21 protein-coding genes are annotated in these 22,607 nt (G+C 67.8%); 16 read left to right on the top strand and 5 right to left on the bottom strand.

The genetic code is table 11. The features are described from left to right. Positions 1–30 precede the first annotated feature (30 nt). On the top strand, positions 31–1,554 hold the full coding sequence (locus ACIBL3_RS34365; protein ID WP_396357998.1) for an aminopeptidase P family protein: 1,524 nt from the start codon (positions 31–33) through the stop codon (positions 1,552–1,554). A 560-nt stretch (positions 1,555–2,114) separates the two neighbouring features. Here the strand turns inward: ACIBL3_RS34365 and ACIBL3_RS34360 are convergent. Beyond that, positions 2,115–4,070 (bottom strand): M13 family metallopeptidase, encoded by a 1,956-nt coding sequence (locus ACIBL3_RS34360; protein WP_396357997.1) that lies wholly within the window; start codon positions 4,068–4,070, stop codon positions 2,115–2,117. A 135-nt stretch (positions 4,071–4,205) separates the two neighbouring features. Between ACIBL3_RS34360 and ACIBL3_RS34355 the strand changes: the two genes are divergently transcribed. Both ACIBL3_RS34355 and ACIBL3_RS34350 read left to right on the top strand, forming a co-directional pair. Then, positions 4,206–5,141 (top strand): SMP-30/gluconolactonase/LRE family protein, encoded by a 936-nt coding sequence (locus ACIBL3_RS34355; RefSeq protein WP_396357996.1) that lies wholly within the window; start codon positions 4,206–4,208, stop codon positions 5,139–5,141. A 111-nt stretch (positions 5,142–5,252) separates the two neighbouring features. After that, entirely contained in the window at positions 5,253–6,185 is a 933-nt protein-coding gene (locus tag ACIBL3_RS34350; protein ID WP_396357995.1) for an SMP-30/gluconolactonase/LRE family protein, read from the top strand. Here the strand turns inward: ACIBL3_RS34350 and ACIBL3_RS34345 are convergent. Beyond that, complete coding sequence (locus ACIBL3_RS34345) at positions 6,182–6,475, bottom strand: HU family DNA-binding protein (RefSeq protein WP_396357994.1); 294 nt, start codon at positions 6,473–6,475, stop codon at positions 6,182–6,184. The two genes, ACIBL3_RS34350 and ACIBL3_RS34345, sit on opposite strands and share 4 nt — an antisense overlap. A 162-nt stretch (positions 6,476–6,637) precedes the next feature. Continuing rightward, positions 6,638–7,429, bottom strand: a complete 792-nt coding sequence (locus ACIBL3_RS34340; RefSeq protein WP_396357993.1) for a phytanoyl-CoA dioxygenase family protein — start codon at positions 7,427–7,429, stop codon at positions 6,638–6,640. A 72-nt stretch (positions 7,430–7,501) separates the two neighbouring features. Between ACIBL3_RS34340 and ACIBL3_RS34335 the strand changes: the two genes are divergently transcribed. The 4 genes from ACIBL3_RS34335 (at position 7,502) to ACIBL3_RS34320 (ending at position 10,786) form a co-directional block, all read left to right on the top strand. Then, the gene (locus ACIBL3_RS34335) at positions 7,502–8,305 is read left to right on the top strand and encodes a helix-turn-helix domain-containing protein (RefSeq protein WP_396357992.1); all 804 of its coding nucleotides are present in this window, start codon (positions 7,502–7,504) and stop codon (positions 8,303–8,305) included. A gap of 83 nt (positions 8,306–8,388) precedes the next feature. Continuing rightward, positions 8,389–9,411 carry an LCP family protein gene (locus tag ACIBL3_RS34330; RefSeq protein WP_396357991.1) on the top strand — a complete coding sequence of 341 codons (1,023 nt, stop codon included), beginning with the start codon at positions 8,389–8,391 and terminating at the stop codon, positions 9,409–9,411. 20 nt (positions 9,412–9,431) lie between these two features. After that, positions 9,432–10,226: a YndJ family protein gene (locus tag ACIBL3_RS34325; RefSeq protein WP_396358112.1), complete on the top strand. Its 795-nt coding sequence runs from the start codon at positions 9,432–9,434 to the stop codon at positions 10,224–10,226. Next, entirely contained in the window at positions 10,223–10,786 is a 564-nt protein-coding gene (locus ACIBL3_RS34320; RefSeq protein ID WP_396357990.1) for a DUF1990 family protein, read from the top strand. Before ACIBL3_RS34325 ends, ACIBL3_RS34320 begins: the two co-directional genes overlap by 4 nt. Positions 10,787–11,104: 318 nt before the next feature. Here the strand turns inward: ACIBL3_RS34320 and ACIBL3_RS34315 are convergent, their stop codons facing one another. Continuing rightward, on the bottom strand, positions 11,105–11,437 hold the full coding sequence (locus ACIBL3_RS34315; protein ID WP_396357989.1) for an NUDIX domain-containing protein: 333 nt from the start codon (positions 11,435–11,437) through the stop codon (positions 11,105–11,107). Positions 11,438–11,521: 84 nt separating this feature from the next. Then, a complete protein-coding gene (locus ACIBL3_RS34310) occupies positions 11,522–12,295 on the bottom strand; it encodes a DUF4253 domain-containing protein (RefSeq protein WP_396357988.1) in 774 nt (257 codons plus the stop codon). Positions 12,296–12,404: 109 nt separating this feature from the next. Here ACIBL3_RS34310 and ACIBL3_RS34305 point away from each other — a divergent pair, with 109 nt between their 5' ends. From ACIBL3_RS34305 to ACIBL3_RS34265, 9 genes are all read left to right on the top strand, one after another. Beyond that, complete coding sequence (locus ACIBL3_RS34305) at positions 12,405–13,082, top strand: uracil-DNA glycosylase (protein ID WP_396357987.1); 678 nt, start codon at positions 12,405–12,407, stop codon at positions 13,080–13,082. 734 nt (positions 13,083–13,816) lie between these two features. Next, entirely contained in the window at positions 13,817–15,004 is a 1,188-nt protein-coding gene (locus ACIBL3_RS34300; protein ID WP_396357986.1) for an ROK family transcriptional regulator, read from the top strand. Positions 15,005–15,012: 8 nt separating this feature from the next. Next, complete coding sequence (locus ACIBL3_RS34295; protein WP_396357985.1) at positions 15,013–16,341, top strand: ABC transporter substrate-binding protein; 1,329 nt, start codon at positions 15,013–15,015, stop codon at positions 16,339–16,341. Beyond that, positions 16,341–17,282 (top strand): carbohydrate ABC transporter permease, encoded by a 942-nt coding sequence (locus ACIBL3_RS34290; RefSeq protein WP_396357984.1) that lies wholly within the window; start codon positions 16,341–16,343, stop codon positions 17,280–17,282. Before ACIBL3_RS34295 ends, ACIBL3_RS34290 begins: the two co-directional genes overlap by 1 nt. A 9-nt stretch (positions 17,283–17,291) precedes the next feature. Beyond that, the gene (locus tag ACIBL3_RS34285; protein ID WP_396357983.1) at positions 17,292–18,176 is read left to right on the top strand and encodes a carbohydrate ABC transporter permease; all 885 of its coding nucleotides are present in this window, start codon (positions 17,292–17,294) and stop codon (positions 18,174–18,176) included. Next, positions 18,173–19,429, top strand: a complete 1,257-nt coding sequence (locus ACIBL3_RS34280; RefSeq protein WP_396357982.1) for a 6-phospho-beta-glucosidase — start codon at positions 18,173–18,175, stop codon at positions 19,427–19,429. The genes ACIBL3_RS34285 and ACIBL3_RS34280 overlap by 4 nt, the downstream gene beginning before the upstream one ends. Then, positions 19,426–20,433, top strand: a complete 1,008-nt coding sequence (locus ACIBL3_RS34275; RefSeq protein WP_396357981.1) for an N-acetylglucosamine kinase — start codon at positions 19,426–19,428, stop codon at positions 20,431–20,433. Before ACIBL3_RS34280 ends, ACIBL3_RS34275 begins: the two co-directional genes overlap by 4 nt. 10 nt (positions 20,434–20,443) lie before the next feature. Next, a complete protein-coding gene (locus ACIBL3_RS34270) occupies positions 20,444–20,974 on the top strand; it encodes a hypothetical protein (RefSeq protein WP_396357980.1) in 531 nt (176 codons plus the stop codon). Positions 20,975–21,164: 190 nt separating this feature from the next. Further along, the gene (locus tag ACIBL3_RS34265; RefSeq protein WP_396357979.1) at positions 21,165–22,598 is read left to right on the top strand and encodes a GntP family permease; all 1,434 of its coding nucleotides are present in this window, start codon (positions 21,165–21,167) and stop codon (positions 22,596–22,598) included. Positions 22,599–22,607: the final 9 nt, after the last annotated feature.

Here is a 22,607-nt window from a genome sequence, read left to right as displayed (position 1 = left end):
GCCCCGCGCCGAGACGAGGACTGGTCGACGATGACCGACACGACCGAGACCACCGCAGCCGAGAACACCGCACCGGAGACCGCCACCGCAGCCAACATCGCCGCAGACACCGCTGCGGCGACCACTGCTGAGGAGACGGCGGCGCCGAAGACGGCGTCGCACGACAACGAGCCGAACCCGAAGCTCCGCGCGTTTATGAACTCCGGGTGGGCCGACTCCGAGCGACAGGACGTGACGCTCAGCGACGTCGGCGTGTGGGCGGCCAAGCGGCGCGACGCGCTGTCGCAAGCGTTCCCGGGCGAGCGGCTGGTGATCCCGGCCGGCACGTACAAGGTCCGGTCGAACGACACCGACTTCGTCTTCCGCCCGCACACCGACTACGTGTGGCTGACCGGCAACCAGACCTCCGACTCGGTGCTGGTGCTGGAGCCGAACGGCACCAGCGGCCACGACGGGATCCTGTACTTCCGCCCGCGCGCCGACCGCGGCCAGGGCGAGGAGTTCTGGCGCGACCGGATGTACGGCGAGCTCTGGGCCGGTCGGCGTCCGTCGCTGACCGAGACCGCCAAGGAGTTCGGCATCGAGACCCGGCACGTCGACGGGCTCGCCGACGCGCTGAAGAGCGACGTACCGACCCGGGTACGGCGCGCGGAGCACGAGTCGATCGCCGCGCTGCTGAGCGGCACGAAGACGGAAGCCGCCAAGGACCGGGAGCTGGCGGCCACGCTGTCCGAGCTCCGGCTGGTGAAGGACCCGTTCGAGATCGAGCAGCTGCGCAACGCCGTCGCGATCACGCACCGCGGCTTCTCCGACGTACTCGCCGAGATGGACAAGGTCCGCGAGTACGGCGAACGCTGGATCGAGGGCACGTTCTGGCGCCGAGCCCGGGCCGAGGGCAACGATGTCGGGTACACCTCGATCGCGGCCGCCGGACCGCACGCGACCACGCTGCACTGGATCGAGAACGACGGCACGGTCGACAACGGCACGCTGATGCTGCTCGACATGGGTGTGGAGAACCGGCAGCTGTACACCGCGGACATTACCCGGACGCTGCCGGTCAGTGGTGAGTTCACGCCGAGGCAGCGCGAGCTGTACCAACTGGTGCTCGACGCGCAGAACGCCGGGATCGCGGCGCTCCGCCCGGGTGCGGCGTTCCGCGCCGGCCACGAGGCCGCGATGGAGGTCATCGTGCACGGCCTCGACGCGATGGAGTTGCTGCCCGTGTCGGCCGAGGAAGCGCTCGACCCGGAGAGCATGCTCTACCAGCGCTACACCCTGCACGGCGTCAGCCACATGCTCGGCCTAGACGTCCACGACTGCGCCTCCGCCCGCGAAGAAAAGTACCGCAAGGGCCAACTGCAAACCGGCTACGTCCTCACCGTAGAACCAGGCCTCTACTTCCAGTCCGACGACCTCACCGTTCCCGAAGACCTCCGCGGCATCGGCATCCGCATCGAAGACGACATCCTCATCACCCAGGACGGCACCGAAAACCTCTCCGAAGCCATGCCCCGCGAGGTAGAAGCCCTCCAAACCTGGATGTCCTCCTGACCCCCAGCACCAAACCCGGCAGCTCCCCCACAACGGCGAGCTGCCGGGTCCTGTTAGCCGGACAACCGGGGTAGCCGAGTTGCGGCAGGTAGGCCCCAGGACAACCAGCTAGCCAGATCATCACCCCACCCCCGCCGCCTGAGCACCTCCCACCACCCCCAGCCCGGACACCTCCCACCACCGCCGCCCCGGACACCCCGGCTCTGCCCGCCCTGGCTCCTCGCGCCCACCGGCGGGCGGCACTGCTCTCCGCTAGCGGCTTTTATGGTCGGTGGACGGTTGCAGAGCAGCACGTCAGCGGTCACGCAACCTGCCAGTCAGCGGCCTGCCGTGGTTGAACGGTCCGTGAGCTGAGTCCAGCGGGGTGGTGCATGGCGAGGCGGTGGCTGGCCTGGGCTGGCTGTGGGTGCGGTCACGACGAAGGATCCACCGTCGTACACCGACCGCTCCGCGGGATTGACCAGGTGGCGGACTCGGCTCGCCACCGGCAACTGCAGCCCGGCAGCTCGCCGCGTGGAGGCGGCGGGCTGCCGGGGTGTTTGTCGGGCGGAGTGGGTGGGTTACCAGATGCGGACGCGTTCCTCGGGGGCGAGCCACATGGTGTCGGAGGGGGTGGTTTTGAAGGTGGTGTGGAAGGCGTCGATGTTCTTTGCTACTGCGTTGCAGCGGAACTCGGGTGGGGAGTGGGGGTCGATGGCCAGGCGGCGGGCGGCTTCCTCGTGGCGGGTTTTGGTGGACCAGGCGGTGGCCCAGGAGAGGAAGAAGCGCTGGCTGCCGGTGAGGCCGTCGATGACCGGGGGTTCGGCGCCGTCCAGGGACAGCTCGTAGGCGACGTACGCGATCGACAGACCGCCGAGGTCGCCGATGTTCTCGCCGAGGGTGAGTTTGCCGTTCACGTGCTGGCCTGGCGTCTCGGCCGGCGAGAGGGCGTCGTACTGCGCGACGAGTTTGTCGGTGCGGTGCTCGAAGGCGGCCCGGTCGTCGTCGGTCCACCAGTCGTTGATGTTGCCGTCGCCGTCGTAGCGGGAGCCCTGGTCGTCGAACCCGTGGCCGATCTCGTGCCCGATCACCGCGCCGATCGCGCCATAGTTGACCGCGTCGTCGGCGTCGAGGTCGAAGAACGGCGGCCGCAGGATGCCGGCCGGGAAGACGATCTCGTTCATCCGCGGGTTGTAGTACGCGTTGACCGTCTGCGGCGTCATCTTCCACTCGGTCCGGTCCACCGGCTGCCCGAGCTTGGCTAACTCGCGCGCGGTCTCGACCGCGACCGAACGGCGCACGTTGCCGAACAGGTCGGCCGGGTCGGTCTCGAGTGCGCTGTAGTCCTTCCACTTGTCCGGGTAGCCGATCTTCGGCACGAACGCGGCAAGCTTGTCCAGCGCGCGCTGCCGGGTGTCCGGTCCCATCCAGTCGAGCGCGTCGATCCGCTGCCGGTACGCCTCGACCAGGTTCGCGACCAGCTCGACCATCCGGGACTTCGCCACCGGCGGGAAGTGCTCGGCGACGTAAAGCCGGCCGAGCGCCTCACCGAGCGCGGACTCGACCACGCCGACGCCGCGCTTCCACCGCTCGCGCAGCTCGGGTGCGCCGGTCAACGTCTTGCCGTAGAAGGCGAAGTTCTCGTCGACGAAGGCCGAGCTCAGCAGCGGCGCCGCGTCGTGCACGATCCGCCAGCTCAGCCACTCCTTCCAGCGCTCGAGCTCGACCTCCTGCAGAGCACCCGCGGCCGCGGTGAAGAAGTCCGGCTCGCGTACGACGACCTGCTCGATAGCACTCGCCGGTACGCCGGCACCGTCGAGCCAGCGCGACCAGTCGAACCCCGGAGCGAGCTGGTCCAGCGCGCCGCGGTCGAGCTTGTTGTAGGTCAGCGTGACGTCGCGGTCCTTGACCCGGTCCCAGTGCCCGGACGCGATCCGCGTCTCAAGCTCCATGATCCGCTCGGCGGCCCCGGTCGGGTCGGGAAGACCGGCCAGCTCGAGCATCCGCGCGACGTGGGCGACGTACGCCGTACGGATCTCGGCGAAGGTGTCCTCGCGGTAGTAGGACTCGTCGGGCAGGCTGATCCCACCCTGCATGAAGTACACGATGTACTCGTCGGACTTCTTCGCGTCCGCGTCGATCCAGCTGTGGAAGACCCCGGACACGCCCTGCAGCTCGAGCGTGCCGAGCGCCGCGGCCAGGTCGCCGGCGTCGGCGATCCCGCGGACCAGCGCGAGCTGGTCGGCGATCGGCTCCGCACCGAGCCGCTCGATCGTCTCGGTGTCCATGAAGCTGCTGTAGAGGTCGGCGACCTTGCGCGCCTCACTGCCCTCCGGATGCCCGGCGGCGACGGTCTTCTCGACGATCGCGCGGACGTCCTGCTCGGCGGTGTCCGACAACGCGTGGAAGGCGCCGTAGATGGCCTTGTCCGCCGGGATCTCGTGCTGCTCCAGCCACGGCCCGTTCGCGTGTCGGTACAGGTCGTCCTGCGGCCGCACCGTCTCGGACAGACCCGAAATGTCGATCCCTGCAGTCATCCCAGCCCCTTGCCTGAGTTCGCCTGATGTTGCTGTCAGCGACAGTACCCGGTGTGCCCGACGACCGCTCTGAACTATCCACAGGCCCATACCGTTGACCCCGGTAAACACATCGGATCAGGAGGGACCCCGCCCATGCCACGCCTCGTCCGTAGGCTCACCGCCGTCCTCAGCGTCCCGGCGCTGATGCTCGGTCTCGTCAGCACCTCGGCATCCGCACAGACGACCGACTTCCCCACCCGCTTCGAGTTGCCGAACGGCTTCCAGCCGGAAGGGATCGCGATCGCCGGCGGTACGGCGTATTTCGGCTCGCGACTCGACGGCGACATCTACGCCGCCGACCTGAAGACCGGCGAGGGCAAGGTGATCACCGAAGGACCCGGAACGGGATCGCTCGGCCTGAAGGTCGACAACCGCGGTCGCCTGTTCGTCGCCGGCGCCGCCGGAGGCAACGGCCGTGTCATCGACACCCGCACCGGCGCGGTGCTCGCGAGCTACACCTTCACCACGACCGCCCCGACGTTTGTGAACGACGTGATCGTCAGCAAGGACGCCGCCTGGTTCACCGACTCGCGCAAGCCCGTCCTGTACAAGGTCCCGCTCGGCCGCTACGGCCAACTGCCCGCGCAGTCCGCAGTCCAGACCATCGCGCTGAGCGGCGACTACCAGCACGTTCCGGACGTCAACAACGCCAACGGCATCGCGCTTACTCCGGACGGCAACGCGCTGATCATCGTCCAGTCGTCCACCGGTTCGCTGTTCCGGGTCGACGCGCGCACCGGAGCGACGCGCAAGATCGACATCGGCAGCGCCGTGATGACGAACGGCGACGGCATCCTCGTCATCGGTACGACGCTCTACGTCGTCCAGAACCGCCTCAACAAGATCGCCGTACTCAGCCTCGACCCGTCCGCCACCACGGGACAACTGGTCCGCGAGATCACCAGTACGGACTTCGACGTACCGACCACCGCGGCTGCGTTCGGGTCCCGCCTCTACCTGCCGAACGCTCGCTTCACCACCCCACCCGCGCCGGACACGCAGTACTGGGTGACCGCAGTCCAGCGCTGAACCGTTCCGGCGTGCGGCTCGTTGTCATAAGTTGAAGGCACAACGAGCCGCACGTCGGCCGTCTGGGGCACTGCGCCGACTCCGCGGCACATACCGGGGAGGAACCTGCTCATGCCACGCCTTGTTCGCCGACTGGGGATCACGCTCGCGCTGCCTGCGCTGATCCTCGGGCTGGTCACCACACCGGCCTCGGCCCACGCCGCCACATCGTTCCCGACCAGAATCGAACTACCCGACGCCTTCCTTCCGGAGGGCATCGCGATCCGGAACGGCATCGCCTACTTCGGGTCCCGCGCCGACGGCGACATCTACGCCGCCAGCCTGCGGACCGGCGAGGGCAAGGTGATCAGCCAAGGTCCCGGTACGCCGTCCGTCGGGCTGAAGGTGGACAACCGCGGCCGACTGTTCGTCTCGGGCGGCCCGGCCGGCAACGCCCGCGTAGTCGACTCGCGCAGCGGCGCCATCCTCCAGTCGTACACGTTCGCCACCGCGCCGACGTTCGTCAACGACGTCATCCTCGGCCTCGGCGCCGCCTGGTTCACCGACTCGCAGAAGCCGGTGCTCTACAAGGTGCCGTTCGGCAAGCACGGCGAGCTGGCGCCGCAGTCCGCCGTACGCACGATCCCGTTGAGCGGTGACTACGTGCACCAGCCCGGGTTCAACCTCAACGGCATCGCACTGACACCGGACCGCCGCGCGTTGCTCGTCGTACAGTCCGCCACCGGCTTCCTCTTCAAGGTGAACCCGTGGACCGGTGTGACGAAGCGAGTCGACCTCGGCGGCGCGCTGATGACGAACGGCGACGGCCTGCTGGTGCTCGGCCGGACCCTGTACGTCGTGCAGAACCAGCTCAACCGGGTTGCGGTCGTCACGCTCAACAGCCGTGGCACCGAGGGCACACTGGTTCGGACGATCACCAGTCCGGACTTCGACATCCCGACCACGGTCGCTGCCTTCGGCAAGCGTCTCTACCTGCCGAACGCGCGCTTCAACACCCCGCCGGAACCGGACACGGAGTACTGGGTGACCGCCGTACGGCGTTAGGAGATCGTGCGCAGGTCGCCACGGGCCGCGGCCTTCAGACGGCTGCCGCAGGACAACCGGACGGAGTAGCCGGCCGGGATGGACAGCGGTTCGCCGGTCTGGGGGTTGCGGCCGGTGCGCGGCGCGCGCATCACCCGCTCGATGCTGAGCAGGCCGGTCAGCGACACCTTGTCGCCCTTGTGCACTGCCTCGGTGACGACGTCGCCCAGCGCGTCGAGGACCCTCTCGGCCTGGTTCCGCGGAATGCCCGCCTTCTGCGCCACGCCGGCGACCAGCTCGCTGCGATTCACGGCTCTCCTCAGACTCGTGCCGCCGGCACGGCACCTCAGCCGCCGTCCCGGTCGATCGCCAGCACCTTAACCGAAATGATTGTCGTTAGCGAGAAGCATCCGCATTCCGGTCAACCGCGGCGTCGCGGGAACTTTGCCGGGTGAGTGGTCGTCGGTGAGAGTTCACAGCCCGTCCTGGTCGTGCCAGTGGTTCTGCCAGCGACCGTCGATCGCGTCATCGGCCCGCTGGTAACGGATGTCGGTGGACAACCGCATGTCGGTCGACACGTTGTCGAGCGCTGCGTGGACGGTGTGTGCGGTGTGGATGACCACGTCGCCGGCTGTGTAGTCGGTGACCAGCCACCGCGCGTCGTACTGGTCCGCCAGCCCTGGCAGGTCCGCAGTGATCGATGCAGCCGGTCGCTGCAGTCGTCCTGACGCCTCTTCCTCGAGCACGCGGTGGTGACTGCCCTCCAGGTACGTCAGACCGCCACGCGCGACCGGGCAGTCGCCGAGCGGGATCCACGCGGACAGCACCTGGTCGCTGCCCTGGCGGAGGTACACCAGGTCGTAGTGCGCCTGTGTCGCCGTACCGATCCCGTTCTCACCCGGTGCGGTCTGCCTGATGATCTTCCGCCGGTGCAGGAACGTCTCGGCGCCCAGGAACCACTCGAACCAGCCACGCAGCGCCGGCTGCGTGCAGAAGGCGGCGTACTCCGCCCCCGGCACGATCCGGTCGAACAGCACCTTCCGGTACGACGCCCAGTCGGTCACGGCACCGGTCAGCCCGAAGTAGTACTGCCGAAACCCCTGCACTGTCGAGGGATCCAGCAACCCGGTCAGGTAGAGATACCCGTCCTCCCGCAGCCGCTCCCGCAACCGCGGCAGATCCCTGCGTTCCCGGTCCGGTACGACGCTCAGCTCACCGAGCCGGCGATCGGACTCGTCCAGCACATATCCGTTGGAAGTCAGCACACCACTCATTCCACCCGCGACCGCCGACGACCGGAATGGACACCAGCGACCGGCTTCTTGGACTCTTGTCACGTGCCGAACTGGTCGACCTACCTGACTCCAGGGACTCCTGAGCGAGAACTTGGACTCTTCTGCCTCGGCGTCGGCGAGCAGGAGAACCCGCGAGGCCCCACTCCCGAACGCGCCCTCGGCTGTCACGCCCTCGTCTGGCTCAAGGAGGGACGCGGCCACCTCTTGCACGGCCCAGACCGCCAACTCTTCGAGATACAAGCGCCGGCCATGCTCTGGCTCTACCCAGGCGTGCTGCATGGCTACCGGCCCACCACGCGCTGGCGACAGTCCTGGACGCTCTTCAGCGGCCCAGCCACCGCAGCACTCACCACACTGGGCCACCTCGACCCCAGCCAACCAGTACGGCGGTACTCCGATCCACGACCCGTCGACCGAGCCTTCACTCGGCTGCTGCGCGTCAGCACCGGGCACAACGCCGTACAGACCGTGGCTGCCCTCTACGACCTCATCGCCCAGGCTGCACCGCCACCTGACGACGACCTGGCTGCACAGCTCACTGCATTGGCATGCAAACCGCTGAGCGTTCAGGACTATGCCGCAGAGCTGGGACTCACCGTGAGAGAGCTGCGTGAGGCAGTACGCCGTGCCACCGGCTCCACGCCGCAGGAACTGGTCCTGACCACAAGACTCAACAGGGCAAAGGCTCTCCTGGCCGAGGAAGACCTGTCGATCGCGGCAGTCGCACGGCAGGTCGGGTACGACGATGCCGCCTACTTCACCCGGTTGTTCACCGCGCGTGTCGGGCTGTCACCGCGCGCGTTCCGGCGCTCTGGTTCGATTTCGGGCCGGATTTCCTCCTTCTGAAGGAGGCGCGATCGACTTTCCGACCGGTACAACCGTTCAGTGGGGTGACGTGCGCGGCACCGAACCCCGATACGGTCTTGGGTATGAGTCAAACGCAGCCCATCGACCCGCGCTACGTGAACCGGCCGCCCGCCCGACCGAAGAAGAAGCGGAACTGGTTCCTCCGGACCGTCGGACTGATCGTCCTGCTGTTCGTCCTCATGCTGATCGCGGTCCCGCTGTACGCGTGGAGCCGGATCGACAAGATCGACGCGATGCCGACCGGCGACCGCCCCGCCGACACGCCCGGTACGACGTACCTGATGGTCGGCTCGGACAGCCGCGACGACCTCAGCCGCGCCGAGCGGGCGCGGTTGCACACCGGTGGCGAGGCCGGCGCCCGGACCGACTCGATCATGCTGATGCACGTCCCGGAATCCGGCCCGACCGTCCTGCTGAGCATCCCGCGCGACAGCGTCGTCGACGTGCCCGGCCAGAAGAACAAGCGCAAGATCAACGCCGCGTACGCGATCGGCAAGGGCAACCCGGCGCTGCTGATCCAGACCATCGAGGGCGCGACCGGGCTGCGGATCGACCACTACGTCGAGATCGGCTTCGGCGGCTTCGCCTCGATCATCGACGGGGTCGGCGGCATCGAAATGTGCTTGCCCAAGGCAATGAAGGACGACGATGCGCACATCGACCTGCCGGCCGGCTGCCAGGAGCTCGACGGCGTCAACGCACTGGGGTACGTCCGCTCGCGCAAGGCCGACGGCAAGAACGACTTCGGCCGTGTGGAGCGGCAGCGCCAGATGGTCGGCGCGGTCGCGAAGAAGGTCGCCTCGCCCTCGACGTTCCTGAACCCGGTGCGCTACTACAACACCTCGACGAAGGGCGTCGACGCGCTGACCGTGGACAAGGACATGGGGCTGTTCGACTTCGGCAAGTTCGCGCTCGGGATGCGGGCGATCTCGGGCAGCGGCGGCGTCACGCTGACCGTGCCGATCGGCGACGACAGCTACCGGACGGCGCAGGACGGGATCGGCGTGCGCTGGGACCGGACGAAGGCGCTGGCCCTGTTCAAGGCGCTCAAGGAGGACAACACCACCGGCCTGAAGAGCAGTTGATCACACTCGTCCATGCAGCGGTGAGCCTGGGCATGCTCGTCATAGTCCCGCTCGGGCTCACCCTGCTGCCTCGGCGGCTCACCCTGTTGCGAACGGCCGGCCCGCGCTGGTGGTTCTTCTTCGCGGTACCCGGCGTGGTCTCGCTCTGGCTCCCCCGCGGCCCGGCATCGATCGCCCTGGCGTCGATCTATCTGGCAGGTACGGTCCTGCTGGCTGCGCTCGCTGTCCGCGACTTCCTGCGGCACAAGCGTTTGCGGCCACGCGAGATCGCGCTCTACACAGCCCTCGCGACCCCGTCGATCGCGGCGCTGGCGTTGGTCGCCGAACGATCGTCGTACGAGCTGTTCGGCTTCGAACTGACGGTCCTCTCGCTCACCGTCGCGCACTTCCACTTCGCCGGCTTCGCGGCCGCGCTCATCGCCTACCTCGTCGCCGCCGACGCGACGACCGCGACCACAGCAGCCGCCATCAGCGTCCCGGTCGGCACCGGGATCGTGCTGCTGGGGTTCTTCCTCGGCGACCTCGTCGAGCTCGCCGGGGCCGCCGTACTGACGGCCGGGATGTGGATGGTCGGGTGGAGCCTCTGGGGGCGATCACGGACGGCTGACCGGGCAACCGCCGTACTGCTCGTCGTCTCCGCCGCGGTGCTCGTCTTCACCATGCTGCTGGCGTTGACGTGGGCCTTGGGTCATGTGGTGTCGACGCCCTATCTACCGTTGGAGTGGATGGTCGCCACGCACGGGGTGGCGAATGCGGCCGGCTTCGCGTTGTGTGGATTGCTGGCCTGGCGACGACTCGGGAAAGGGATCGGATGAAGCTCGAGGACCTGGACCACCTGCGGTTCTCGTACGACGTGGTCGGATCCACCCGGTACGACGAGACGCCGCCGGGATACCACCGACTGGAGTACAAGGCGCGGATCGGCACCGGCGACGAGGTGTTCCACCGGGCCGGCGAGGCGCTGCTGAACTGGCGGATGCATCGCACCGCCGGGCTGCCGATGAGCGCCACGGACACCCCCGCGACCATCGGCGCCAACTCCCTCGGCCGCCTCGGCGCCGGCATGTTGATCGGCCGCCTGCGCACCGCGATCCCGATCGGCCACCTCGGCCTCCCGGTCCCCTGCCGCGTGGTCTGGACGGTCGACGAGCCGGACCGCATCGGCTTCGCCTACGGCACCCTCCAGGGCCACCCGGAATCCGGCGAAGAGTCCTTCGTCGTCACCCGCGAACCCGACGGCATCCACTTCACCATTCGCGCCTACAGTCGCCCCGCCACCTGGTACACCCGCCTGGGCGGCCCCCTGACCCGCAGAGCCCAGTACCAAGCCGCCCGCCGCTACGCCAACACCCTCCGCCGCCTGGCCACCCCATAGCAAAGGCCCCGCAAGCTCATACCTTTGCGGGGCCGCAGCCTTTCTACCAGCACCATCAACCCCAGCAAGTGACCAACACGCCAACAGAACAAGAGCGATATCCGACTCTCCCCCGACCCGCCACTGACCATCGGCGAGCCTGCGGTTGCAGTTGCGGTTGCAATGGAGGTCATCCCCACAGCGCCTTCCCGATGTGAGCGGCGGCATCCTGGGCAAGACGAGATGTGACGTGCGTGTAGCGGCTAACCGGTTGCGACCTGGACGGCGCTCAGGATGCTCGGCAGGCTCTCCGGGTGAGCCATCTTCAAGTCCGCGAGATCACGGGGGCCGGAACCATCGAAGATCGTCGTGCTCCTCAGGTGCGGCGTTGACAGGTTCTCCGTCCCAGCGCGTGACGAGGAACGCGTGCATGTCGAGGGCCGGGTCGCTGACCGTCATCGGGATGGGTACAGGGTCGTGGACGTGGACCCCGAGTTCTTCGAGGCATTCCCGACTGACGGCCTGGTGCGGCAACTCACCCGACTCGACATGTCCGCCGGCGGAGAAGCTCCAGCAGTCGGGATACCACCGACGCGATGGATGGCGATGCACAAGGAGCACGAGACCGTCGCGCACAAGTACAGCGACTGAGATCGGAATCTGGACGACCATGGCGGCACTCTAAGCGCGAACGCACTCTCATGGCTCAACAAGGGCTCAGGGATGGGCACTCAGGGCAGTCACGTCGGTCCGGGTTCAGTCCCACCAGGCGAGCCAGACCGGCGCGGCGAGGAGACTGGCAGCTAGCTCGGTGAGGTTGTCCGCGCCATAGAGGTCGTAATAGCCGTCGTTGTAGACGAGGTACTCCCATGCCAGTGCGAGAGCTTCGGGCCTGGTGCGTGGTGGGCGGGCGACGGCGAACTCCGCGGTGGTGCCGGTGAGCACGACCAGCTCTGCGCCGTGCCGCTGTTCCCAGGTGCGCAGGATCGCGGCATGCTCCGCTGGAGTGGGGTACTCGTTCCACCCTCCACAGTGCAGGACAAGGGGGACCTGCCAACCTGCCTCCGCGGGCACCAGCGCGACGGTTACCGGTCGCGGTTCACCCTGTGGTCCGAACGGGAGGCTGAAACCGGGCCGCCGTACGCTATCGGGCCAATCGCCTTCCCCGCGTAGCTCGGCGCGCGTCGTGGCCGCGAGGTCCGGACCGTACATGCGCAACTTTCCCTCGCCTCGAGCGGCGAGGATGGTCGTGCCGTCCAGAGTGTCGGCCAGGGCGATGCTGTCAGCCGCGTTGGCGTACTCGTACGAGTTGGCCAGGTATGCAGGATCCCCGTGATCCATCAGGACCGGCCAGTAGCCCGTCGCCGCGTGAGCCTCACGCAGCCGACGCCACCAGGCAAGCGCGTCATCGCCTGACGCGGTGAACCCGAACACCTGCGCACCCAGCGGCGTCGTCGCCATCGCGTGCGGGGTCGGCATGTCCGGCATCGCAGTCAGGGGAAATAGCACGCCATCCGGGGTCTCTGCCATGCCGCGACAATGATCCATCAGACCCCGACAAGCAAATCATCTGCACAAGCGATCCCTTGCCGACAGCCCGGGGTGCGGAATGGGGGTGGAGGCTGCGAGACTGTGGCGGGTGAGTCCTAAGACGTTGACGGATCTGGTGGCGCCGGACTGGGCGGAGGCGCTCGCGCCGGTCGAGGACACGGTTGCGAAGATGGGCGAATTCCTGCGCGCGGAGATCGCGGCCGGGCGTCCGTACCTGCCGGCGGGTGAGAACGTCCTGCGCGCGTTCCAGCGGCCGCTGCAGCAGGTGAAGGTGCTGATCGTCGGCCAGGACCCGTACCCGACGCCCGGGCATCCCGTCGGCCTGAGCTTCTCGGTCGCGCCCGACGTACGCCCGATCCCACGCAGCCTGGCGAACATCTACCGCGAACTGATGGCAGACGTCGGCGTACCGGCCCCGTCGAACGGCGACCTCACCCCCTGGGCCGACCAGGGCGTCCTGATGCTCAACAGGGTCCTCACCGTCCAGCCCGGCAAGTCCGGCGCCCACCGTGGCAAGGGCTGGGAGACGGTCACCGAGCAGGCGATCCACGCCCTGGTCGACCGCGACGGGCCCCTGGTCGCCATCCTCTGGGGCCGAGACGCCCAGACCCTGAAGCCGATGCTCGGCAACACGCCGTACGTCGAATCCGCCCACCCCAGCCCCATGTCCGCCGACCGAGGCTTCTTCGGCTCCCGCCCCTTCAGCCGAGTCAACAACCTCCTGGCTGAACAAGGCGCAACTCCGGTGGACTGGCGCCTGCCTTAGAACGCACCGCGCTTGCGGCGCTGCAACGTTATGGACTTGACGTCGGCACAGCGCTACCGGGCTCGGTTCACCGCAGGGATATTCAGCGCTGCAGTGCCTTCTGCCTTGATGCATGGGAGAGAAGACGCAACACGGAGGGATTACCCAGCACTCGTGATGGATGTGCGGGCGGGCAGCGGAATGCATCGTGGCGCGATGGTGAGCTTCTGCCTCTGCGACACCTGAGCCGAGGCGGACCGCCAGGCCATCACAATCGACTGCCCTCGGCAGTTCCGCGCTCGGCGCCGGATGCCGGTGGTGATTGTGATGGCCTGGCGGTCCGCAGCATCGGGATCCAGTTCACGGCGGGCCGGGGCGGCACGGCGTAGATCCGGACATCCCAGCCCGCGTGTCCGCAGTCCGCCGCCGGTCCCGCGGGCGCGGTCCACCGTTGTGCGCCTCGCCGAAGGCGCAAAGACCAGCCGCCGCCGAAGGCGGTGTCCTTGGGGAGTCTGACTGGTCAATTCAGGTGCGCGATGCTCCCCAACCGGTCGATGCGGGCGTGGCTCGGCACCTGAGCGCCCGCCACAACAGTTCCCCAGTCGACATAGTTAGGCGACCCTAACCCAGCCGAACCGATTGACACCGCCGTCAGTCCGCCGTACGGTCTCGCATCAATAGGAAACTTTCCTAACAGTTGAACTCGTTCAGCGAGCCGACGACACATCAGCGGCGGAGGGAGGCAGGGTTATCCCATGGCAACCACACCCGGAACTCCCCGCCTGCTCCGCGCGATGAACGACCGCGCGGCCCTGGACCTGCTGCTCTCCGAGGGCCCGCTGTCCCGCACCACGCTCGGCAACCTCACCGGCCTGTCCAAGCCGACCGCCTCCCAGCTTCTGGCGCGCCTGGAGGCGGCCGGGCTGGTTCGCGCCAGCGGCACCACGGCCGGCCGGCCCGGCCCGAACGCCCAGCTGTACGAGATCAACGGCGGCATCGCGTACGTCGCCGGTCTCGACGTCACCCCGACCCGGATCCGCTCGGCGGTCGCCGACCTGACCGGCAAGGTCGTCGGCAGCTACGAGCTGCCCACGCCGGGCCGGAGCGCCAAGGGCACGGTCGAGCGGGTGCTCAAGGCGATCGACGGCGCCGCCGGTGAGGCCGGGCTGAACCGCGGCCGGCTGCATCGGGTCTCGATCGGCACCCCGGGCGGTTTCGACCCGACCACCGGCCGGCTGCGCTACGCCACGCACCTGCCCGGCTGGCACTCGCCACACCTGCTCGAGGAGCTGGCGGCGGCGATCGCCGTACCGCTGGAGGTCGAGAACGACGTCAACCTCGCGGCCATCGCCGAGCAGCGGGTCGGCCACGCCAGGGACAGCGACAACTTCGTCCTGCTCTGGGGCGAGGAAGGCATCGGCGCCGCGGTCGTGATCAACGGCCGCCTGCACCGCGGCGCGACCGGCGGCGCCGGCGAGGTCGCGTTCCTGCCGTTGCCCGGTACGCCGCTGGTCCGCAACGTCAGCCGCAGCAACGCCGGCGGCTTCCAGGAGCTCGCCGGTGGCGAACCGGTCCTCAAACTGGCTCGCGAGCACGGCCTCAAGGCGCGTACGGCGGAAGCCGCGATCGCGACCGCGCTCAGGACCGAGGGCGCCGGCGACGCCGTACTGACCGAGTTCGCGCACCGGCTGGCCGTCGGTCTGGCCGCGATCGTCGCGGTCGTCGACCCCGAGCTCATCGTGCTCGCCGGCGGCGTGATCACCGCGGGCGGCGAACGCCTGCGCGGCCTCGTCCAGGACGAACTGGCCGAGCTCGCCGTACCGCGGCCGCAACTGCTGATGACCGCGATCACCGACGATCCGGTCCTGGCCGGCGCCCTGCAGTCCGCGCTGACCACCACCCGAGACGAAGTCTTCGACACCGCAGGTCCACCGATCCCCTAGGAGTACGGATGCCACGCTTCACTCGCGCACTACTGGCCACCTCAGCCGTCGCTCTGCTCGCCACCGCCTGTACCGGTACGTCGAACGCGCCGCAGGCCAGTGACGACGCCACCAAGGACGTCACCATCACCTTCTGGCACGGCTGGAGCGCGCCAGGCGAGGTGGCCGCGATCAACGCGAACATCAAGGCGTTCGAAGCGAAGCATCCGAACATCCACGTGAAGGTCGTCGGCAACATCAACGACGACAAGATCAAGCAGGCGCTGCGAGCCGGTGGGGCGAACGCGCCGGACGTGGTGTCCTCGTTCACGACCGACAACGTCGGCACGTTCTGTCAGTCGAACGTGTTCGCGGACCTGAAGCCGTTCCTGGACAAGTCCGGCGTCGATCTGGACAAGACGTTCCCGAAGGCGCTGCAGGACTACACCCAGTTCGAGGGCAAGCGGTGCACGCTCCCGCTGCTGAACGACGCGTACGGCCTGTACTACAACAAGGACGCCTTCAAGGCCGCCGGCATCACCACGCCGCCGAAGACGCTGTCCGAGTTCGACGCCGACGCCAAGTTGCTCACCAAGGTCAAGGGCGACTCCTACAGCCAGCTCGGGTTCATGCCGAACTTCCACGGCTACGAGTCGACCACCACACACTTCGCCGCGCAGTGGAACCCGGCCTACTTCACCGCCGACGGCAAATCGAACCTGGTCGCCGACCCGGCGTTCGCGAAGATGCTCACCTGGCAGAAGAACCTGGTCACCGAGCTCGGTGGGTTCGCCAAGCTGGAGAAGTACCGCGCCACCTTCGGTGACGAGTGGGGCGCCAAGAACCCGTTCCACACCGGCCAGGTCGCGATGGCGATCGACGGCGAGTGGCGGCTCGGGATGGCCAAGGACGCCGGGGTGAAGTTCGACATCGGGGTGGCGCCGTTCCCGGTGCCCGACGACCAGGCCGACAGCTACGGCAAGGGCTACCTGTCCGGCACCATCATCGGCATCGCGAGCACGAGCCAGAAGCAGAACGCGGCCTGGGAGCTGGTCAAGTACATGACCACCGACACCGACGCCGTGGTCAGCTTCGCGAACGCGATCCACAACGTCCCGTCCACGCTGGACGCGCTGAAGTCGCCCAAGCTGGACGCCGACCTGAACTTCCGGACCTTCCTCGAGATCGCCCAGCACCCGAAGAGCAGCACCACTCCCGCCAGCCCGAACGGCGGCGCGTACCAGCTCACCCTGCAGGACTTCGGCTTCGCCTACGAGTCCGGCAAGGTCACCGACCTGGCCGGCGGGCTGGCCAAGACCGACCAGCAGATCGACAAGGACCTGGCGCAGGTCAAGTGATGGTCTCCGCAGGCCTGCGACAGAAACGCCGCAGGGAAGCGGTCCGCAACGTCGCGTTCCTCTCCCCCTGGCTGATCGGCGTCAGCGTCTTCTTCCTCTACCCGCTGATCTCCACCGTCTACTTCAGCTTCATGCGGTACGACGGATTCACGCCGCCGACCTGGACCGGCCTGAAGAACTGGCAGTACGTCTTCACCGACTACCCGTTCTTCTGGCCGGCGCTGCGGAACACCCTCTGGCTGGTCGTCGTCATGGTCAGCCTCCGGGTGGTGTTCGGGCTCGGCATCGGCTTGCTGATCACCAAGGTCAAGACCGGCGCCGGGTTCTTCCGGACCGCGTTCTACCTGCCCTACCTGGCGCCACCGGTGGCCGCGACGATGGCGTTCGCCTTCCTGCTCAACCCGGGCACCGGGCCGGTCAACAACATCCTCGGCAGCCTCGGACTGCCGCAGCCGGGCTGGTTCAACGACCCGCAGTGGTCCAAGCCGGCGCTGACGATGCTCGCGTTGTGGGGTATCGGCGACCTGATGGTGATCTTCATGGCGTCGCTGCTCGACGTCCCGAAGGAGCAGTACGAGGCGGCGTCGCTGGACGGAGCGGGCCCGTGGCAACGGTTCCGGTTCGTGACGCTGCCGAACATCTCGCCGATCGTGCTGTTCGCGGTCGTCACCGGCGTGATCCAGACCATGCAGTACTACACCCAGCCACTCGTCGCCGGGAAGGTGGCGAGTGGCGTGATCGGTGGCTCCGGGCAACAGTTCGAGCCCGGCTACCCGGACAAGTCCACGCTGACGCTGCCGCAACTCGTGTACCACCTGGGATTCCAGCGGTTCGACACCGGCGGCGCGTGCGTGATCGCGTTGGTGCTGTTCGTGCTGGCGATGGTGTTCACCGCATTCCTGATGCGCCGCGGCAGCGGCTTCCTGGCCACCAACGACTGAGGAGCGTCCATGACTATTTCGGTTGCGGCCGCTCCGGTCCGGATCACGTCGGCTGCCCGGGCGGCACGCCGTACCAGGGCCCTGGAATGGGTCGCGGTGAACTCGCTGGCGATCACGGCGGCGTTGTTCTTCGTGCTGCCGTTCGTGTTCGTCTTCCTGACCGCGGTGATGAGCGACCAGCAGGCACTGACCCGGGACCTGTGGCCGAACAGCTGGCACTGGGAGAACCTGCGGACCGTGTGGGAGACGCCGGGCTTCCTGACCTGGTGGAAGAACACGCTGATGTACGCCGGTCTCGGCACGGCGCTGACGTTGTTGTCGAGCATCCCGGTCGCCTACGCGCTGGCCCGGTTCAAGTTCCGGGGCCGGAATCTCGCGCTGATGCTGGTCATCTCCACGATGATGCTGCCGCCGCAGGTGGTGATCGTGCCAATGTACCTGTTCTGGGCCAAGCAGCTGCACCTGTCCGGGACGTTGTGGCCGCTGATCATCCCGATGGCGTTCACCGACGCGTTCTCGGTGTTCCTGCTCCGGCAGTTCCTGCTGACCATCCCGAAGGACTACGTCGACGCCGCGAAGGTGGACGGCTGCGGTGACTTCAAGGCGCTCGTCCGGATCGTGCTGCCGATGGCGAAACCGGCCGTCGCCGCGGTCGCGCTGTTCCAGTTCTTCTACTGCTGGAACGACTATTTCGGCCCGCAGATCTACGCCAGCGAGAACCCGGCGGCCTGGACGCTCAGCTACGGCCTGGAGTCGTTCAAGGGCGCCCACCACACCAACTGGAACCTCACCATGGCGGCCACGCTGCTGGTGCTGGCGCCGGTGATCATCCTCTTCTTCTTCGCCCAGAAGGCCTTCATCGAAGGCGTCACACTCACAGGGGTCAAAGGTTGAAACTCACAGTCGTAGGCGGCGGATCCACCTACACTCCCGAACTCGTCGACGGCTTCGCCCGGCTGAGCGACAGCCTGCCGGTGACCGAGCTCGTCCTGGTCGACCCGGCCGCCGACCGGCTCGAGCTGATCGGCGGTCTGGCCCGGCGGATCTTCGCCAAACAAGGTCATCCGGGTCGCGTGATCACCACGACCGATGTCGATGCGGGCATCGACGGCGCGGACGCCGTACTGCTGCAACTGCGGGTCGGTGGGCAGGCTGCGCGGAACGAGGACGAGACCTGGCCACTGGAGTGCGGTTGTGTCGGCCAGGAGACCACAGGCGCCGGCGGGCTCGCGAAGGCGCTGCGGACCGTTCCTGTGGTGCTGGACATTGCTGATCGGGTACGGCGTACCAACCCGGACGCGTGGATCATCGACTTCACCAACCCGGTCGGGATCGTGACCCGGGCACTGTTGTCGGAGGGCCACAAGGCGGTCGGGTTGTGCAACGTGGCGATCGGGTTCCAGCGGCGGTTCGCGGCGATGCTCGGGGTTCGGCCGGAGCAGGTCGAGCTGGATCACGTTGGGCTCAACCACCTCACGTGGGAGCGCGCCATACGCGTGGATGGCGAGGACGTGCTGCCGAAGCTGCTGGCCGATCATGCTGCGGAGCTGGCCTCGGGTCTGAAACTGCCGGCTGAGTTGTTGCTGCAGTTGGGCGTGGTTCCGTCGTACTACCTGCGCTACTTCTACGCGCACGACGAGGTGGTGCAGGAGTCACTGACGAAGCCGTCGCGGGCGGCCGAGGTGGCTGCGTTGGAGAAGCAACTGCTGTCGCTCTACGCGGATCCGTTGCTGGATGAGAAGCCTGCGTTGCTTGAGCAGCGAGGCGGGGCGTACTACTCCGAGGCTGCGGTCGCGCTGGCGTCGTCGCTGCTGAACGACACCGACGACGTGCAGGTGGTGAACACGCTGAACAACGGGACGCTGCCGTTCCTGCCGGACGACGCGGTGATCGAGGTACCTGCCGTCATCGGTGCCGGGGGTGCGCGTCCGTTGCCTGTGGCACCTGTCGAGTCCTTGTACGGCGGCCTGATCAGTCACGTGACGGCTTATGAGGACCTGGCCCTGGAGGCTGCTTTGAAGGGTGGCGTCGAGCGGGTGTTCAACGCCTTGCTGGCGCATCCGCTGGTCGGGCAGGTGTCGATCGCGCGCGAACTGACGGACAAGCTGCTGGCGCACAACTCGGCGTACCTCTCGTGGGCCCGATGATCGTCCCGGGCGGCGTGCTCGCCTTCGACGCCGGCAACAGCAAGACGGACGTCGCCCTGGTCGCCGCCGACGGATCGATACTCGGTACGGCGCGTGGCGGCGGATTCGAACCGCAGAACATCGGGGCCGCCGCGGCAGTCGCCGGACTCGAGCCCCTCGTGATCGCCGCAGCCGCGGCGGCTGGGTTCGAGCTCCACGACGTTCCGCTGGTCCAGCAAGTGTCTGCGTGCCTGGCGAACGCGGACCTGCCGATCGAGGAGGAGTGGCTGGCGGACGCCTTCGACTCCTACGGCTGGGCGGAGTCGGTGCACGTCACCAACGACACGTTCGCGTTGTTGCGGGCGGGCGTCGACGAGCCGCTCGGGGTCGCGGTGGTGTGTGGCGCGGGGATCAACTGCGCGGGGCTGCTACCCGACGGGCGGACCGCGCGGTTCCCGGCGCTCGGCAAGCTGACCGGGGATTGGGGCGGTGGGCAACAACTCGCCGAGGAGACGATCTGGGCCGCTGCCCGAGCCGACGACGGTCGTGGTCCGGCGACCGCGCTGGTCAGCGCATTGTCGGCGTACTTCGGCGTCTCGTCGCTGACCACGCTGCTCGAAGGCTTCCACCTCGGCGACGTACCGGCGTCGCGAAAGCTGGAGGCGACGCCGGTGTTGTTCCAGGTCGCGGCTGCCGGTGACGCGGTGGCGGCTGCGATCGTACGGCGCCAAGCCGAGGAGATCGTGTCGATGGCGACTGTCGCTCTCCGGCGGTTGGATCTCCTGGACGAGCCGGTGCCCGTGGTGCTCGGCGGGGGTGTGTTGACTGCCGGTCATCCGTTGCTGGTCGACACCGTCGTACGCCTGCTGTTCGAGGTTGCGCCGAAGGCGGTGCCGCGGGTGGTCGACGTACCGCCGGTGGTGGGAGCGGCGCTGCTGGGACTCGACCAGATCGGGGCGCCGCTGGAGGCTCAGGCGGAACTGCGGGCTGCGTTCGCGCTTGAACGGAGTTCTGTAGAGGTGTAATCATGATTACATGAGTACGAAGACTGAGAGTGAGCGGGTGCGGGGCTGGCTGACCGGGCGGCTGCCCGCCGAGTGGTTCGAGGGTGAGCCGGAACTGTCCATCGACCGGGACGAGATCCTGATCGTCGGGCGGATTCCGGCGCCCGAGCAGAAGGCCGACGTCAGCGCAGCTGAGCGGTCCGCGGCCGAGGAAGGCCGGATCAAGCAGTACCGCGAGGACACCCGCGAACGGCGGATCGAGATCGCCCGCGAGCTCGAGCACGCCACCCGGCGCAAGGTCGCGTGGGGCGTCCACTGCGGTGACACCACGACGATCTTCACGTCCCTGTCCGCCCCGGTGATGACCCGCCTCCGCCAGCCCGAACGCCAGGTCCTCGACACCCTCGTCGACGCCGGCGTGGCCCGCTCCCGCAGCGACGCCCTCGGCTGGTGCGTGAAACTCGTCGCCCAGCACAGCGAAACCTGGCTCGCCGACCTCCGCGAAGCCATGACCAAGGTAGAAGACGTCCGCCGCGCCGGACCGGACACCAGCAACAGCTGAACAACTGAGAGCTTCGTCACCATCGGTTACGGCCGTCGCACCCTCGGGTGCGGCGGCCGTAGCTGTTGTTTCGGGGTCTTCTCATGAACGTAGCGGCGTCGACATCTTGCCTACTTCGTGGGTCTGTGCTCACATTATGGGTAGTTGAATCCGACCTGTCCCCCACTGCCCTGTCTGAAGGACGTCCGCGATGACTTCTGATGTCGGAGTACTGATCAACACCGCGATCGCGATCCTCGCGATCGTGGTTCTCATCGTCCGGTTCCGGGTGAACCCGGTGATCTCCCTCGTGGTCGGCTCGCTGTACCTCGGCCTGGTCAGCAAGCTCGGTCTCGACAAGACGGTCGAGACCATCACCAAGGGCTTCGGCGACATCATGGCCGAGGTCGGCCTGCTGATCGCCTTCGGTGTCCTGATGGGCTCGATCCTGCAGGAGCTCGGCGCGATCGAGCGCCTGGTCAAGCATCTGCTCGAGCTCTTCGGCCCGAAGCGGCTCCCGTACTCGATGGCGCTGACCATCGCGACGATGCTGCAGTCGATCTACCTCGACGTGCTGCTGGTCATCTCCGCGCCGCTGGCCCGTTCGGCGGCCCGCCGGATCGGCCCGCTCGGCCGAGCCCGGATGGCGACCGCGCTGGCGATCGGCCTGGAGTGCGGCATCGTGCTGATGGTTCCCGGCGTCGGCGCGCTGGCGCTGGCCGCGCTGCTGAAGGTCCCGCTCGGGAAGATGCTGATCTGGGGTCTGGTGCTGATCATCCCGACCGTACTGATCGCGATCACGATCATGACCTTCCTGTTCCGCCGCGGCTTCTGGAACGAGGCGGTCGACGAGCAGCAGGACCTCGTGACCGAGACCGCCGAGGTCAAGGACGCCGTGACCGTGGGCGGTGGCTCCGACTCAGGCATTGGCTCGTCCGACGTACGCCGTACCGGATCAGCCGGTGGTGCTGGTGACGCCACCGACGTGGACGAGACCGGGCAGCCGCCGCTGTTCGTGCTGTTCGTGCCGATGTTGGCCGCCCTGCTGCTGATCGGGTTCGGCGCCATCGCCGAGGCCGCGAACTGGGAGAACAAGGTCGTCGCGCTGATCTCGGACCCGGTGGTCGCGCTGCTGGTCGGCCTGATCGGGACCTGCCTGATCGGCCGGTACGCGATGGGGCAGCCGCGGGTGGAGAAGGCGATCGCCCGCGGATTCAAGGAGAGCGGCCAGATCCTCATCCTCACCGCGGTCGGCGGATCGCTCGCCGCCGTGGTCGCGGCTGGCGGACTCGGCGACATCCTGCGCGAGTACTTCAGCGCCAGCACGGTGGCACCGCTGCTGCTGGTCTGGGTGATGGCCGCCGCCCTGCACGTCGCGGTCGGCTCCGTGACCATCTCCGCCATCACCGCCGCCGGCATCCTCGCCCCGATTGCCCCGGCACTCGGCCTCGACCCCGTCCTGATCGCGCTGGCGGCCGGCTCCGGCTCACTGTTCGCGGTCCACGTCACCAGCAACACCTTCTGGCTGCTGCAGTCACTGATGGGCCAGACCACCCGCGGCACCTTGAAGAGCTGCACGATCGGCGTCTCGGTCGCCTCGGTGGTCGCGATCGTGCTGCTGATGCCGCTGAGCCTGCTGTTCTGATCAAACCAA

This window comes from Kribbella sp. NPDC050124 (assembly GCF_044460355.1).
Classification (GTDB): domain Bacteria; phylum Actinomycetota; class Actinomycetes; order Propionibacteriales; family Kribbellaceae; genus Kribbella.
Note: the sequence above shows the minus strand (reverse complement) of the source record. Positions and strands in the feature narration are given on the sequence as shown.

What these genes read in the sequence shown, in the direction of transcription:
- ACIBL3_RS34365 (WP_396357998.1), top strand. Translation starts at nt 31, where the DNA reads ATGACCGACACGACCGAGACCACCGCAGCCGAGAACACCGCACCGGAG.
- ACIBL3_RS34360 (WP_396357997.1), bottom strand. Translation starts at nt 4,070, where the DNA reads ATGACTGCAGGGATCGACATTTCGGGTCTGTCCGAGACGGTGCGGCCG.
- ACIBL3_RS34355 (WP_396357996.1), top strand. Translation starts at nt 4,206, where the DNA reads ATGCCACGCCTCGTCCGTAGGCTCACCGCCGTCCTCAGCGTCCCGGCG.
- ACIBL3_RS34350 (WP_396357995.1), top strand. Translation starts at nt 5,253, where the DNA reads ATGCCACGCCTTGTTCGCCGACTGGGGATCACGCTCGCGCTGCCTGCG.
- ACIBL3_RS34330 (WP_396357991.1), top strand. Translation starts at nt 8,389, where the DNA reads ATGAGTCAAACGCAGCCCATCGACCCGCGCTACGTGAACCGGCCGCCC.
- ACIBL3_RS34320 (WP_396357990.1), top strand. Translation starts at nt 10,223, where the DNA reads ATGAAGCTCGAGGACCTGGACCACCTGCGGTTCTCGTACGACGTGGTC.
- ACIBL3_RS34315 (WP_396357989.1), bottom strand. Translation starts at nt 11,437, where the DNA reads ATGGTCGTCCAGATTCCGATCTCAGTCGCTGTACTTGTGCGCGACGGT.
- ACIBL3_RS34310 (WP_396357988.1), bottom strand. Translation starts at nt 12,295, where the DNA reads ATGGCAGAGACCCCGGATGGCGTGCTATTTCCCCTGACTGCGATGCCG.
- ACIBL3_RS34300 (WP_396357986.1), top strand. Translation starts at nt 13,817, where the DNA reads ATGGCAACCACACCCGGAACTCCCCGCCTGCTCCGCGCGATGAACGAC.
- ACIBL3_RS34295 (WP_396357985.1), top strand. Translation starts at nt 15,013, where the DNA reads ATGCCACGCTTCACTCGCGCACTACTGGCCACCTCAGCCGTCGCTCTG.
- ACIBL3_RS34290 (WP_396357984.1), top strand. Translation starts at nt 16,341, where the DNA reads ATGGTCTCCGCAGGCCTGCGACAGAAACGCCGCAGGGAAGCGGTCCGC.
- ACIBL3_RS34285 (WP_396357983.1), top strand. Translation starts at nt 17,292, where the DNA reads ATGACTATTTCGGTTGCGGCCGCTCCGGTCCGGATCACGTCGGCTGCC.
- ACIBL3_RS34275 (WP_396357981.1), top strand. Translation starts at nt 19,426, where the DNA reads ATGATCGTCCCGGGCGGCGTGCTCGCCTTCGACGCCGGCAACAGCAAG.
- ACIBL3_RS34270 (WP_396357980.1), top strand. Translation starts at nt 20,444, where the DNA reads ATGAGTACGAAGACTGAGAGTGAGCGGGTGCGGGGCTGGCTGACCGGG.
- ACIBL3_RS34265 (WP_396357979.1), top strand. Translation starts at nt 21,165, where the DNA reads ATGACTTCTGATGTCGGAGTACTGATCAACACCGCGATCGCGATCCTC.